This is a genomic window from Bacillus sp. AF62 (assembly GCF_050312695.1).
Classification (GTDB): domain Bacteria; phylum Bacillota; class Bacilli; order Bacillales; family Bacillaceae_G; genus Bacillus_A; species Bacillus_A cereus.
This window is the reverse complement of the sequence record NZ_JBNPJZ010000093.1, coordinates 39,252-53,818: the sequence shown is the minus strand read 5'-3', so window position 1 is coordinate 53,818 and position 14,567 is coordinate 39,252. Positions and strand designations below refer to the sequence as shown.

The window sequence follows — 14,567 nt, the reverse complement described above, 5'->3', positions numbered from 1 at the left end:
TCAACCAGTCATACTTTTAAAACAGCACGTTCCCCAAAAATAACGAGAGGAACAAATAAAAAAAGTTATATTAATAACTACCTCTCACCCTTTTCATCATTTACTACAACAAAAAAGGCGAGCATCGAATTCACCTCGATGCTCGCCTTTTCATTTACACTGCTTTTTCTTTATCTGTTACCGCTGACTTATCCCAACACTCTGTATTCGTTAAACCAGGAATAGAATCTGCACTGAAGACTGGATCTTTCCCTTGTTTCTTTTGCCTTACATAGTCTGCTAATGCTACATACGCAAATCGGCCAAGAAGTGTAATCGCAATTAAGTTCGTGATTACCATTAGACCCATAAATAAGTCTGCCATATTCCATACAACTTGAAGCGTCGCAACAGAACCGAATAATACCATTCCAACTACCGCAATACGGTAAATTGTTAACCACGTTTTGCTTTGCTTAATGAATTCAATATTTGTTTCACCATAATAGTAGTTTCCTAGAAGTGAACTAAATGCAAATAAGAAAATAATAATCGCTAAGAAACTGCTCGCCCATGGGCCAATTTGTGAACTTAATGCATTTTGTGTTAATTCAATACCTTCTAAATTCGTTGCTTTATACGCACCAGAACATAGTACGATAAATGCTGTTGATGTACACACTAAGAATGTATCTACTAATACTCCAATCGTTTGAATAAAACCTTGTTTTGCTGGATGCGTTACATCAGCTGTTGCTGCCGCGTTCGGCGCACTACCCATACCTGCTTCGTTCGCAAATAATCCGCGCTGAATACCATATTTCATCGCAGCACCGATACCGCCACCTACAGCTGAATCTAAACCGAATGCACCTTTAAAGATTTCCGTAAACACATCTGGTATTAAATAGAAGTTTTTAATGACAACAAAAATAGCTACTGCAATATAAATAAGTGCCATTGGCGGAACAATCATTTCCGACATACGTGCAATACTTTTTACACCACCAAAAATAATAACCCCAACTAATGCAGCTAATACAATACCAACAATATAACGCTCTAAGCCAAATGCATTTTCAAACGCTAATGTTACTGTATTTGCTTGTACTGAGTTGAAAATTAAACCGTAACTAATTGTAATCAGAATAGAGAACCAAATCCCCATCCAACGTTTATTTAAACCTTTTTCCATATAATAAGCAGGACCACCACGGAAGCCACTGCCATCTTTTATTTTATAAATTTGCGCAAGCGTACTTTCTACGAAACTTGAAGACGCACCGATAATCGCAATAACCCACATCCAAAATACAGCCCCAGGTCCTCCCATAGAAATAGCTAACGCTACACCAGCTAAGTTCCCGATACCAATACGAGCTGCAGAACTCATACAAAATGCTTGGAACGATGATACGCTGCCCTTTTTACGTGTCTTGCCAGTTAGTCCATCACTCATTAAACGAATCATTTCCCCTAAATGAGTAAGTTGTACGAATTTTAATTTAATAGAAAAATAAAGCCCTAAACCAATTAACATTGCAATAAGAATATATGACCAAAGAATCGTATTCGTTGACGAAACGAATTGTTCCAAAATATTCATACAATTAACCCCTCCTTTTCTCCATAAAACGAATTATATTTAAAAAACATTCAAAAATCAACATTTTTCGACAATTTGCAATTTCCAAATATTAGCCAAGCGCGAAGTAACAATATCTTTATGACTCTCCTCCCTCTAACTGTGCATACTAAAACAAAAAATAAATCTACAAACTACCCCATTGACAAAAACACCAACCTGTAACTATAATGATTACAACAGGTTGTAACAAACTTAATTACAATATATTCATTCACTTTCAGATATACAATTTAACAAAACACTTTGGAGGGATTTATTATGAAAATCGGAATTATCGGAGCAACTGGTAAAGCAGGAAGTCGTATTTTAAAAGAAGCATTAGATCGTGGACATGAAGTAACTGCAATCGTAAGAAACGCTGCAAAAATTACAGAAGAAAACGTAAAAGTTTTAGAAAAAGACGTATTTTCTCTTACATCTAACGACCTACAAGCATTCGACGTAGTTGTAAATGCATTTGGCGCTCCAGCAGGACAAGAACACCTTCACGTAGATGCAGGAAACGTACTAATTGAAGCTATGAAAGGTGCACCTAATACAAAATTACTTGTAGTTGGTGGCGCTGGAAGCTTATTTGTAGACGAAGAGAAAACAACACGTGTATTTGAGACATCAGGTTTCCCAGGCGAATACCTTGCAACAGCTCAAAACCAAGGTAAAAACCTAGAAATCTTACAACAAACAAATGATATCACTTGGACATTCATCAGCCCTTCTGCACTATTCGCATTAGGAAAACGCACTGGTTCTTACAAAGCTGGCAAAGACAATCTCCTTGTTAACGCAAAAGGTGATAGCTACGTAAGTTACGAAGACTTCGCAGTTGCAGCACTTGATGAAATAGAAAACCCAAAACACGTAAATGAACGCTTCACAGTAGTTTCTGAAGCTGAATAATAAAAAAAGCTCGTAAAACATTATGTTTTACGAGCTTTTTCTTATTATTGCACTTGCTCTAATCCATTTTGAGTAATCTTAAAGGATATTTCTTGCCCCTTCATCGCATCCTCTTTTTTAACTAACTCATTCTTTTTGTACCAATTCAAACGACTCGGTTCCGCATGGTATACTTTCAGTACATCTCCATACTCAAATGCCGTTCCATTTACTTGCCCAGCAAAATTCTTTGAAGTCTCTTGTCCTTCTGCCGTTACATGCTTCTTCTCTTTTCCATTTTTATCATAAATCGTAAGTCCTATATACTGTTCATTTACAAAACGATAATGTATTTCATCATCGGTAAATGTCGCATGTAATTTCTTTTCTTCATTATTTAACGTAACGATTGAACGTGTTACATTAGCTACACCTTGATATACTATACTATCTCCATATGTTACTTCTAATGAAACTTCCGTCACTTTCTTATTTCCAAAGCGATCTTTCGTTTCTACTTTTACTTTTTGTTCACCAATTTTTGTTGTATTCGGTTTTTCTACAAAACCAATTACTTCTCCGTCTTTTACTTGAACAAAGTTTTTGGCATCTAATTTATCAGCGTTTGTTCCGATTACTACTTTTTGCGGTACAGTTGTTACTTCTTGCTTAGCTTCCATTCTTTCAAAGCCGTTTTCAGTAATTTTGAAGACTAGTTCCTTTATCTCTTTATTCTTTCCTTCTCCCGCATATACATCTTTTTTGTACCAGTGTAAGCGTGAAGATTCAGCATGATACACTTTCACCACATCTCCATATTCAAACGCTAGTCCGTTTATTTCCTTAGCAAAAGCTTCTGTACTCTCCAGCCCTTTTACCTCTATATTTTTCTTCTCTTTTCCCTCTCTGTTGTACAGAGTGAATGCAAAATACTTCTCATCTCCAAAATAATCATGAATCAAATTACTCGTATCCGTCGCACTCATTTTTTTCGCATCATGATGTAACGTTACAATTGATTTCATATCGTCACCACCATAGCTTAACCCATATACAAGTAAGCTATCTCCACATGTTACTTCCAGGAGAACTTCCGTCACTTGCTTATTTCCAAAGCGATCTTTCGTTTCCACTTTTACTTTTTGTTCACCGATTTTTGTCGTAATTGGTTTTTCTACAAATCCAATTACTTCTCCATCTTTCACTTGAACAAAATCTTTTGCTTCTAATTTTTCAACGTCAGTTCCAATAACTACTTTTTGTGGTACTGCTGTTACTTCTTGCAACATATCCATTTTCTCGAAACCTTTTTCTGTCACTTTAAAGAATAGTTCTTTTGTTCCTTTTTTCTCACCTTGACCAGTAAGAGTATTATTTTGATACCATTTCAAACGATCTGGTTCTGCATGGAATACTTTCACTACATCTCCATACTCAAACTGCGTACCATTCACTTGTTCTGCAAAGTTTTTTGAAGTTTCTTGTCCTTCTGCTGTTACACGTTTTTTCTCTTTTCCTTCTCCATCATATAACGTGATTCCCATGTATAGCTCTTTATTAAAATACTTATGAATCTGGCTATTCATATCAGTCACATGGAATTTCTTCTCATCATGCTTTAACGTTACCACTGAAGCAATATCATTGTTATATCCTGCATATGCAATGCTATCTCCATAAACCACTTCTAATGGTACTTCTGTTACTTGCTTATTTCCAAAACGATCTTTCGTTTCTACTTTGGCTGTTTGTTTTCCGATTTTCGTTGTAGTTGGCTTTTCTACAAAGCCAATTACCTCTCCGTCTTTCACTTCAACAAAGTTTTTCGCTTCTAGCTTTTCTACTTCTGTTCCGACTACTACTTTTTGTGGTGATGCTATTACTTCATGTAAACTATTTTTTAATTCAAATCCTTGTGGAGTGATTTTGAAAAACTTCTCTTTTTTATTTCTATTCTCTGTAGAATTTACCAATTTTCCGCTTTGATACCAACTAAAGCGATCTGGTTCCGCATGAAATACTTTCACAATATCTCCATATTGAAATTCAATCTCTTTCAATTGCTCAGCAATTTTTTCTGAACTTTCTTGCCCCTCTACAGAAATATTTCTCTTTTCATTACCTTCTTTATCGTATACTGTAACCTCTACATACTTTTCGTTTTCAAATCGATCATGAAGTGCATTAACACTGAAATCAACATCAATTTTCTTCTCATTATGAAGGAGCGTTATAACAGAATTCACTTCATCATCAAAACCTTTAACTACCATAGCATCCCCATAACGAGTATTGACTGGAACAGTTATTACATTCTTATTCCCTTTATTACCCTCAATTTCTACTAATACTTCCTGTTTTCCATCCTCTAATTTAGACCATATAATCTTACCTGTTACTTTTACATTTTTACCTAAATTTTGAACAAGTTTATTTGCTTGTTCTTCATCAAAATCCGTACCAAATAAAAGGTTTTGCACCTCACTTGATGGTTCACCGTATGGAATTGTGTACGCTTCAACTTGCTTTTCACGAATATCATTACTATCTGTAGCTTTCCATATTTCTTTTTCTAATTTAGGTAAATTTAATTTTTCTATTTTTTCTCTAGTCTTATCACTTGGAGTTAATCCCCATTCTTTAAAGAATGGAACTAAATTTTGTCCTGCCACTTTTGATGTCATATAAACAAACATTTGCTTTTTCTCTTCATCAGAAGTAGGTACTTCCTCCTTAGGTAACATACGATAAGCTTGATGCAATCTCGGGTAAAAATGCTCTCCGTAAACCACATTTAATTGCCAAAACATTGTAAGAGGATCAAATTTATCAATTATTCTTTCTTCTATAGGTTTCTCTAAATACTCAAATGACTTTTTATAGTGCTCATCCATTTCTAATTCATTCCCTAATGCCTTTTGCACAATTAAAGAATAAATATTAACCGTTACTTCTCTCACCTTAGACCATTTCCACGGTTCTTGCTGATGTAAATGACCAACTTCATGCCACGGTCCCCATCCATCCTTCTCAAGTACCTCTATATCTAAAACTCTATTCATTGCAGTTGGAATATACCCTGTATGATAATGTTTCGCAAACATAAAGTCCCCTTTAGCAGGCTTCCGTTTTTCAACAAACTGAACATAATGAGTTGGAGATTTTGCAACTCCAGCACCGACCTCATATAATCCTGCCGCTGCATTTTCCAAACGAATAATCTTATCATGCAATTTCATTAAATCTGTTGGATCCGTATTCTTCATATATTTCTGCACAGAATCGTAAGTAGTAGTAATTAAGCTTCTCTCACCTTTTAATTCAACTGCATAAGGGGCCTTATATTTTTTTAACATTTCATCCCAATCTTTTTTCGTATGCTTCCCTAAAATAAACAAAGGAATATGGCTACCACCATTCGTAACTGAAGCTGTTACTTCCCCTCCATTATTCATATTATAAAAATATAAAATACCGCCTCTTGGAGATGAGATAACGTTTTTCCCTGGTTTTAGATTAAATTCTTCTGGATCCTTTTCATCATAAGATCTCGTTCCTATGAAACCTTGGATAGACTGTGTTCCTTTTATATCAATTGTAATCTCTTCATTTGGCTCCGCATAAATTCCAGTCGGCTCATTGGTAGAAAATTTCCAAGTTCCTCTTAAGCGCTCATGTTCTGCATCTACACTACCTTTACCCGGCAACTGAAATACTTTCTGCTCAAATTTATTCTCTTTACTCTCTTCCAACTGCCCGCCCTTATTCTCTTCCAAAGGTGCGGCATATCCTTTCGATGCTTCGAAAGCTACTGGTGATAATAATGTAGATATACATATACCAGCTACTAATACCCTACTCGTCTTTTTCTTCGACATAATCTGTGTCCCCTGTTCCTTTATTTAGAGAAACTATCCTATATATCCATTTAATAAGAAATCCTATTATTTTTATAAAAACATTTAATGAATAGACTAACACCTCGCGCACCTGTATCAATTACTACCGCATTCCTCCCTATGTATTCGCTTTCTTACATTGTAAAATTTTTATGTAATACGCCCTCCTCACTTCTCTCTATTTGTGATGAGTTCTCTTCGTACATAAAAAGAGAATAGTAAAAGATACACTTTAGTATTGTCATCTATACATCTAAAAGTAAAAATAGTAATAGAATCTTACATTTTCTTCATATATGACCATCTATAGGTAGTTTTTCCAACTGAATTGTACACGCTTTACACTTTGTTTGATAGCCTCTCCAATTAGAATAATGTTACAATTTTGTGAATAAAATCCGTTGATTGTAACGTTTAGATTTTGTTATATTTTATTATTTTAAAATACTTTTTAAAACGTTGAAATAGTGTTTCACTTGATTAATTATTATCTTGGTATATCTTTAAAGAATCCATAATGAAAAAGCATTGGCACACGCCAATGCTTTTTCATTATCTTTTTTGATTCGGTTTATGTGGCTCATTTGGAGTATACGGTTTATTTGGCGTCTGTGGCCCTTCTGGTTTCTTCCAACTTACCGCTAACTCTGGACTTGTTTTTTCTTCACTACGCTCAAGTAATACTACTGCATTTTGAATAGTCGGTGTACCTTTATGCGCAATTCCTTGTAGTTTCGTTAAATTTCCTGATACTTTAAAGCTAAATCCACCAGCTGGCGTTTGTTTCGGAATTAAAATGCGGAACTTCTCTCCTACATTAAATTCTGTTTTTGTTTCGCCTTTTTCATTTGCAAATTTCACGCCCGCTGGTGCACCTGTTGCTTGCACTTTATACGTTCCGCTTTTTGCATTTGTTTCTACCGTATATAAACCTGTTTCAAAGAAATCATTTTTTAATACTGCTTCTTGTTCTTCTGTAGGAGTTACACTCATCGTAATTTCTTGTAGCTCTTCGCTAGCGTTTGCTTTTGCAACGATATCTTTTGTTACTTTCTCTACATTTTTATTTCGGAAATCTAAATCATTAACATCAATTTGTTTTAACGCATTCCATACTGCAAGCTGCGTTGCGTAATGCGCCTCTCTCCAATCAGATACTCCTAATTCTTGTGGGCTCTTTTGTGGATATCCATTCAACAGTACACGGTACACATTAATATCCACTTTACCCATTTCTGGTAAATCTTGACCACTCGGAGATTTTAAATCTACATTTAAGCAAAATGCAATTTTTCCATCTGCCGTTTTAATAAGTTCTGTTCGAATTGGTTTCTTCTTTGACTTACTATAACTCCAATTCATTTCATACTTTGTATGATCCATAACTTCTGCGAATGCTTTTTGAAGTGGGAATAATACAAATAAGACACTTAAAAACATAGCTAAAAGTTTGAACGATTGCTTTATATTCATGTTTACAGCCCCTTAATAACAAACTTAATACTAAGTAGTATTTAATTAGAAAATATTTTTATGCAAAAAAAAGAGCGCATAAAAGCACTCTTTTTTCTTTCTTACTTTAATCTTAGAAATCGAAGTTATCAGGATCTGGACCAACGCGGTGATTTTGGTTTAACGCATCGATTTTTTCCATGTCTTCTTTTGTTAATTCAAAGTTAAATACATCAGCATTTGCAATAATACGGTGTTCTTTCGTTGATTTTGGAATTGTAATTACTCCGTTTTGAAGATCCCAACGTAAAATAACTTGAGCTGTTGTTTTACCGTGTTTCTCAGCAATCTCTTGTAATGTTTCGTTATCTAATAATTGACCTTGCATTAGTGGTGACCATGCTTCCATTTGAATACCTTGTTCTTTACAGAAAGCTTGTAGTTCTTTTTGTGTTAAACGAGGGTGGTATTCTACTTGGTTAATCATTGGTTTAATTTCTGCATCTTTCATTACATCTTGTAAGTGATGGATTTGGAAGTTACTTACACCAATTGCACGTACGCGCTTTTCTTTATAAAGTGTTTCTAGCGCTCTCCATGTATCTTTATATTTTCCTTCTGAAGGCCAGTGAACAAGATATAAATCTAAATAATCTAGTCCTAATTTTTTTAGACTCTCTTCGTATGCAGCGATTGTTGTTTCATATCCTTGATCTGCGTTCCATACTTTTGAAGTGATGAATAATTCTTCTCTTGAAATACCAGTCGCTTCAATACCTGCACGGATTCCTTAACCTACAGCTTTTTCATTTCCGTAAATTGCAGCTGTATCGATGCTACGGTATCCTGCTTTAATCGCTGATTTTACAGCTTCTACAAGTTCTGGTCCTTCTTCTACTTTAAATACACCTAAACCGAACCAAGGCATTTCTACACCATTATTTAATACTGTTTTACTTTGTAAGTTTTTCATTTTATTTTCTCTCCTTTTATTTTACTTGATCTCTTTTTTCTAATGTCATGCTCCATGCTGTTAAAATCACAGCACCTACTACCATAAGACCGCCTACCCAAGCAGTATGGATTAATCCTAACGAATTCGTTACAAGGCCACCTATATAAGAACCTAAAGCGATTCCTCCGTTAAATGCGGCAATATTAATTGCTGAAGCAACATCAACCGCACTTGGAACAAAGCGCTCTGCCAATATAACTACATATACTTGTAGCCCCGGAACATTCATAAATGCGAATAGTCCCATGAAAATAATTGTGATTAATCCAGCTACTTTAAATGGCGCTGTAAATGTTAAAACAAATAATATAATCGCTTGAATAAGGAACATGTAAAATAGCGCTCGGATCGGATTATGATTCGATAATTTTCCGCCGACCATATTCCCTATCGCAATGGCAATTCCATACACTAATAAAATGATGGTAACGGTACTTGCTTCAAATCCTGTTACTTCTTGTAATAGGGGTGATAAATAAGTAAATGTTACGAATGTACCACCGTATCCAAGTGCAGTAATAATGAAAACAAGTAACAGTCTTCCATTTTTAATTAGTTTAAATTGATCACGAAACGATACAGGTACACCATTTTTTAAATTAGATGGGACCAATATACTGTTTGCGATGAAAGCAATAATTCCAATTACAACAATCGCCATAAATGACGCTCTCCAGCCAAACTCTTGACCGATAAATGTTCCAATTGGCACACCAGTAATAGTCGCAACTGTTAATCCAGTAAACATAATCGCAATTGCGCTAGCACGTTTATTTTCTGGTACGATTGCAGCCGCAATTGTAGATCCTATCGACATAAACACACCGTGTGCAAATGCAGCTACAATCCTTGCGATAATTAATACAGTGAAGCTTGTTGCAACAGCCGCAATGCCATTACCAATAATGAAAATAACCATAATCCACATTAATAATGTCTTTCGCGACATACTAGCCGTTAACGCTGTTAAAACAGGAGCTCCTACTGCCGCTCCTAACGCATATAAGGAAACCGTTAAACCAGCTGTTGTAACCGACACATTTAAATCTTTTGAAATAGATGGTAGTAAACCGACACTAATAAACTCGGTCGTACCAATCCCAAATGCACTAATTGCTAGTGCTAATAAAGCAAACATACTTCTTCGACTCGTCTGAGCTTCCGAAGATGGTACTGTATATGAACTCAATTGAATTCCTCCTTATTACAAGAAATCCAATCATAATAGTGTGATAAAAAGGCCCTTTTATCTTCTAAAAAATATATTTCATACTTACAAATGCTATTATGAATGGTTTCATTCCTTTTTTGAAGAACGCACTTTAAAGTACGATAGGCACTAAAAAGTAACATAGTCACTTTTCGGTACCGTACTACTCATTTGCCTCTTACATGTGCTATTATGAAACATATTTAACATAATAAAAAGTACGTACTTTAAAGTGCTATAGGTACTAAAAAGTAACATTTGTATTATTAAACTTACTTTACTCAAAAAGGGAGGGTTTCATATGAAGAAATACAATATTCCTGTAGAGGCGACTTTAGAAGTTATCGGCGGCAAATGGAAAGTTGTTATTCTTTGTCACTTAACGAAAGGTACAAAGAGAACGAGTGAATTAAAACGCTCAATGCCTGGTATTACACAAAAAATGTTAACGCAGCAATTACGTGAATTAGAAGACGACGGTGTTATTCAAAGAAAAGTATACAACCAAGTCCCACCGAAAGTAGAATATTCTCTTACCGACTACGGTTGGTCTTTAGAATCCATTCTTGATTCTCTTTGTTCTTGGGGTGAATGCCATCTTGAAAAAGAAGGTAACACATCGATGCTAATTGCGGAAGGTGAATAATAGGAAAAAGGAAAAAACGAACATGAATTTGTTCGTTTTTTCCTTTTTTTCTATATATATATGTACATTTCTAACTGAAACAAAATATTTTATACGCTTTCATACCTTGTCAGCACTACGTTATACACTCAATATCAAATAATTAGGAATCATTTTTATGTTAACATAGGTGTATATAGTATATAATATAGGATATATATTATATACACTTTCCGGTAACGGAGCTTTTCCATTATGCGGACAAGCCATATATCGGACAGTTCATAAATAATAAGTAAGACGTTATGGTTTTAGATTTATGTTTGCAGCTTACTTGCTGTCATAAATTTAAAGGCATTTTATTGTGTTTTGTGAAACTTTGCATAAAGTTTCGTAAACGTTTACTATCTTACTTATAAAAAAATAAGAGTATTGCTATCGTAAAGGAGAATTGGAGATGCCAGAAACTATGACTCAAACAAAGCCAGAACAAGAAACTGTACAAATTTCTGCTAGCCAAGGACAACTTGATGTACTTGATCAGTTGTTAAAACCTGAGGTACAAGAATCATTAACAACACTAGTAGAACAGCTTCCAAAATTAACTGAGCTTGTTAACATTTTAACTAAGTCTTATGACTTCGCTCAAACTGTTGCTACTGATGAAGTATTAAAAAGCGACACTGTTGGTGCAATTACAGAGCTTGTAGAACCTGTAAAAGATACAGTGAAAAGCATGGCTGCAACTGCAATCGAAGCGAAAGATCGTGCTGACGAAAGCAACGAAGTTATCGGCCTATTCGGTCTGTTAAAATTACTAAAAGATCCACAAGCACAAAAAATGTTCCGCTTTGTGAACGCATATCTTCAAATTAGTGCAGAACGTAACAATAAATAATTTAACTTATAACAACAATTAGTAAAGACGGGGGATATCATACTATGTCAAAACAAATTGTCATCTTAGGCGCTGGTTATGGCGGTCTTCTTGCCGCTTTAAACGTACGTAAATATTACAGCAAATCAGAAGCACAAGTTACAGTGATTAACCAATACCCAACACACCAAATCATCACTGAATTACACCGCCTTGCAGCTGGTAACGTGTCTGAGCAAGCAATTGCAATGCCACTTACAAAGCTTTTCAAAGGTAAAGATATCGATCTTAAAATTGCAACAGTTGAGTCATTCTCAGTTGATAGCAAAGAAATCAAACTAGCTGGCGGTACTACTTTATCTTACGATGCACTTGTAGTTGCTTTAGGAAGTAAAACTGCTTACTTCGGTATTCCAGGACTAGAAGAAAACAGCATGGTATTAAAATCTGCTGCTGATGCAAACAAAATCTACAAACACGTTGAAGACCGTATTCGTGAATACGCGAAAACGAAAAACGAAGCTGATGCTACAATCGTAATCGGTGGTGGCGGATTAACTGGCGTTGAGCTAGTTGGTGAGCTTGCTGACATTATGCCTAAACTTGCAAAAAGCCACGGCGTAAATCCAAAAGAAGTTAAACTTCTTCTTGTTGAAGCAGGTCCAAAAATCCTTCCAGTATTACCAGACCACTTAATCGAACGTGCAACTACTAGCCTAGAAGCACGCGGCGTTACATTCTTAACTGGTCTTCCTGTAACAAACGTTGCTGGCAATGAAATCGACTTAAAAGACGGTCAAAAACTTGTTGCTAACACATTCGTTTGGACAGGTGGCGTTCAAGGTAACCCATTAATCGGTGAATCAGGTCTTGAAGTTAACCGTGGACGTGCAACAGTTGATGCATACCTACAATCTACTTCTCACAAAGACGTATTCGTTGCTGGAGACAGCGCTGTTGTCTTCTCTCCAGACGGTCGTCCATACCCACCAACTGCACAAATCGCTTGGCAAATGGGTGAGTTAATTGGATACAACTTATACGCAGCACTAGAAGGCAAAGCATTCGAAGAGTTCGCACCTGTAAACTCTGGAACACTTGCTAGTCTAGGACGTAAAGATGCTGTTGCTACAATCGGAGCAAGCAATACTCCACTTAAAGGTCTACCAGCATCATTAATGAAAGAAGCAAGTAACGTTCGTTACTTATCACACATTAAAGGTCTATTCAGCTTAGCTTACTAATCTGAATATAAGCCCGAATCATGCCCTGCATGGTTCGGGCTATTTTTTATCCGTAATTTTCTCTAATTTATTTATTCGGCAAAAGAATAATATAACCCTTTTAATTATCTAAATTTACTGATTATTTTATGTCTAAATTGTGTATATGAAAAGAGTGAAAGCATCTTCTTTCCTTCCACTCTTCCACAAAAACTATTATCCCAATTTCACTAAGCTATAGTTCTTCTTTCCTTTACGGATAATAATAAATCTTCCATCAAACGAGTTTTCTACAGTAACATCTATACCCACATCTGTTACTTTCTCGCCATTCATAGATATAGCTCCATTATTAATATCCTCACGCGCTTGTCGTCTAGATGGTTCAATTCCTAAATCAACTAGCCACTCTACAATATTTTTCGTCTCTTTTGAAGACTGGAATGTCGGCATCTCTTTAAAGCCTTGTTCAATTTCATCAGCTGTTAACGATTTAATATCTCCGCTAAATAACGCTGCTGTAATTTTCTCAGCTTGTAATAACGCCTCTTCTCCATGAACGAATTTCGTCATTTCTTCTGCTAATACTTTTTGCGCTTCACGTTTATGAGGCTCTGTTTCTACCTTCGCTGCTAATTCATCAATACGCTCTTTCGTTAAGAACGTAAAGTATTTCAAGTATTTAATTACGTCACGGTCATCTGTATTTACCCAGAACTGGTAAAATTCAAACGGTGTCGTTTTTTCGGGATCAAGCCAAACCGCACCACCTGCTGATTTACCAAACTTTGTACCGTCCGATTTTAATAATAACGGAATCGTTAATCCGAATACTTTCGCCTCATGACCTTCTAACTTACGAATTAAATCTAAACCACTCGTAATATTTCCCCATTGGTCACTACCACCAATTTGAAGTTGAACATCCTCTTTCGTGTATAAATGATGGAAATCCATTGCTTGCAAAATTTGGTACGTGAATTCCGTGAAAGAAATACCTGTATCCAAACGGCTTGCTACAATATCCTTCGCTAACATGCTATTGATGCTAAAGTTTTTCCCGTAATCACGTAAAAACTCAATAATATTTATTTCATGTGTCCAATCATAGTTATTTACCATCTTCACTTCGCTATTTCCACCAAAATCAAATAGCTTTTTCATTTGTGCTGTTAACGCATCTACATTATGTTGAACCACTTCTAACGTTTGAAGTTGACGCTCTGATTGTCGTCCACTCGGATCACCAATTGTTCCTGTTGCCCCGCCAATTAAAATAACAGGATGATGACCAGCTAATTGGAATCTCTTCATCATCATAAACGGAATCAAATGTCCGATATGCATACTATCACCAGTCGGATCAACTCCGCAGTATAGTGAAATCTTTTTCTCTTCTACTAGCTTACGTAAGCCTTCTTCGTCAGTCTGCTGATTAACGGCGCCGCGCCATTCTAATTCATCAATAATATTCATCTTTTGTCATCCCCTTTATTTTTTAAAAACAAAAAAGCCCCTATGTCTACGATAGACATAGGGACGATTATTCACCGTGTTACCACCCAGTTTGCATAAATAGCATAGCTACTCATACCACTCTTAGCAATAATATCGATTGCTAGTCCGCTTAGCATTACCTAAGATACTCCAGAGTGTAATTCGCAAGTTTGTTTGTGCTAGGTTCCAGCAACCCCTAGCTCTCTCGTTAACAGTGACAAACTGCTACTGGGCTCTTTCAACGTATGTTATTTGTTAAATTATTA

The 14,567-nt window shown here is 35.7% G+C and carries 9 protein-coding genes, 1 pseudogene and 1 other annotated feature; of the genes and pseudogenes, 4 read left to right on the top strand and 6 right to left on the bottom strand.

The window, feature by feature from the left end; all coding sequences use genetic code 11:
* Positions 1-154: 154 nt before the first annotated feature.
* Positions 155-1,585 carry an alanine/glycine:cation symporter family protein gene (locus tag ACQRBL_RS24920; RefSeq protein ID WP_411996030.1) on the bottom strand — a complete coding sequence of 477 codons (1,431 nt, stop codon included), beginning with the start codon at positions 1,583-1,585 and terminating at the stop codon, positions 155-157.
* 300 nt (positions 1,586-1,885) lie between these two features.
* Here ACQRBL_RS24920 and ACQRBL_RS24915 point away from each other — a divergent pair, with 300 nt between their 5' ends.
* On the top strand, positions 1,886-2,524 hold the full coding sequence (locus ACQRBL_RS24915) for an NAD(P)-dependent oxidoreductase (RefSeq protein WP_097961002.1): 639 nt from the start codon (positions 1,886-1,888) through the stop codon (positions 2,522-2,524).
* 44 nt (positions 2,525-2,568) lie between these two features.
* Here ACQRBL_RS24915 and ACQRBL_RS24910 read toward each other — a convergent pair whose 3' ends face one another.
* From ACQRBL_RS24910 to ACQRBL_RS24895, 4 genes and pseudogenes are all read right to left on the bottom strand, one after another.
* Positions 2,569-6,381: a putative mucin/carbohydrate-binding domain-containing protein gene (locus tag ACQRBL_RS24910; RefSeq protein ID WP_427735768.1), complete on the bottom strand. Its 3,813-nt coding sequence runs from the start codon at positions 6,379-6,381 to the stop codon at positions 2,569-2,571.
* Between the two features lie 573 nt (positions 6,382-6,954).
* Complete coding sequence (locus ACQRBL_RS24905) at positions 6,955-7,875, bottom strand: thioester domain-containing protein (protein ID WP_001022535.1); 921 nt, start codon at positions 7,873-7,875, stop codon at positions 6,955-6,957.
* A 112-nt stretch (positions 7,876-7,987) separates the two neighbouring features.
* Positions 7,988-8,827, bottom strand: a pseudogene (locus ACQRBL_RS24900) (aldo/keto reductase).
* 16 nt (positions 8,828-8,843) lie between these two features.
* Positions 8,844-10,007 carry an MFS transporter gene (locus ACQRBL_RS24895; RefSeq protein WP_003272282.1) on the bottom strand — a complete coding sequence of 388 codons (1,164 nt, stop codon included), beginning with the start codon at positions 10,005-10,007 and terminating at the stop codon, positions 8,844-8,846.
* Between the two features lie 373 nt (positions 10,008-10,380).
* Here ACQRBL_RS24895 and ACQRBL_RS24890 point away from each other — a divergent pair, with 373 nt between their 5' ends.
* The 3 genes from ACQRBL_RS24890 to ACQRBL_RS24880 all read left to right on the top strand — a co-directional run bounded on the left by ACQRBL_RS24890 (position 10,381) and on the right by ACQRBL_RS24880 (position 12,825).
* Positions 10,381-10,725 (top strand): winged helix-turn-helix transcriptional regulator, encoded by a 345-nt coding sequence (locus tag ACQRBL_RS24890; protein WP_000760481.1) that lies wholly within the window; start codon positions 10,381-10,383, stop codon positions 10,723-10,725.
* 436 nt (positions 10,726-11,161) lie between these two features.
* Positions 11,162-11,602 (top strand): DUF1641 domain-containing protein, encoded by a 441-nt coding sequence (locus tag ACQRBL_RS24885; protein WP_001115309.1) that lies wholly within the window; start codon positions 11,162-11,164, stop codon positions 11,600-11,602.
* A 44-nt stretch (positions 11,603-11,646) separates the two neighbouring features.
* Complete coding sequence (locus tag ACQRBL_RS24880; RefSeq protein WP_000043199.1) at positions 11,647-12,825, top strand: NAD(P)/FAD-dependent oxidoreductase; 1,179 nt, start codon at positions 11,647-11,649, stop codon at positions 12,823-12,825.
* 195 nt (positions 12,826-13,020) lie between these two features.
* On the opposite strand, the gene tyrS is transcribed toward ACQRBL_RS24880, so the two are convergent.
* Positions 13,021-14,280: a tyrosine--tRNA ligase gene (gene tyrS, locus ACQRBL_RS24875; protein ID WP_001021094.1), complete on the bottom strand. Its 1,260-nt coding sequence runs from the start codon at positions 14,278-14,280 to the stop codon at positions 13,021-13,023.
* Between the two features lie 56 nt (positions 14,281-14,336).
* Positions 14,337-14,552 (bottom strand) — a binding site (T-box leader).
* Positions 14,553-14,567 lie beyond the last annotated feature (15 nt).

What these genes read in the sequence shown, in the direction of transcription:
- ACQRBL_RS24920 (WP_411996030.1), bottom strand. Translation starts at nt 1,585, where the DNA reads ATGAATATTTTGGAACAATTCGTTTCGTCAACGAATACGATTCTTTGG.
- ACQRBL_RS24915 (WP_097961002.1), top strand. Translation starts at nt 1,886, where the DNA reads ATGAAAATCGGAATTATCGGAGCAACTGGTAAAGCAGGAAGTCGTATT.
- ACQRBL_RS24910 (WP_427735768.1), bottom strand. Translation starts at nt 6,381, where the DNA reads ATGTCGAAGAAAAAGACGAGTAGGGTATTAGTAGCTGGTATATGTATA.
- ACQRBL_RS24905 (WP_001022535.1), bottom strand. Translation starts at nt 7,875, where the DNA reads ATGAATATAAAGCAATCGTTCAAACTTTTAGCTATGTTTTTAAGTGTC.
- ACQRBL_RS24895 (WP_003272282.1), bottom strand. Translation starts at nt 10,007, where the DNA reads ATGTTTGCTTTATTAGCACTAGCAATTAGTGCATTTGGGATTGGTACG.
- ACQRBL_RS24890 (WP_000760481.1), top strand. Translation starts at nt 10,381, where the DNA reads ATGAAGAAATACAATATTCCTGTAGAGGCGACTTTAGAAGTTATCGGC.
- ACQRBL_RS24885 (WP_001115309.1), top strand. Translation starts at nt 11,162, where the DNA reads ATGCCAGAAACTATGACTCAAACAAAGCCAGAACAAGAAACTGTACAA.
- ACQRBL_RS24880 (WP_000043199.1), top strand. Translation starts at nt 11,647, where the DNA reads ATGTCAAAACAAATTGTCATCTTAGGCGCTGGTTATGGCGGTCTTCTT.
- tyrS (WP_001021094.1), bottom strand. Translation starts at nt 14,280, where the DNA reads ATGAATATTATTGATGAATTAGAATGGCGCGGCGCCGTTAATCAGCAG.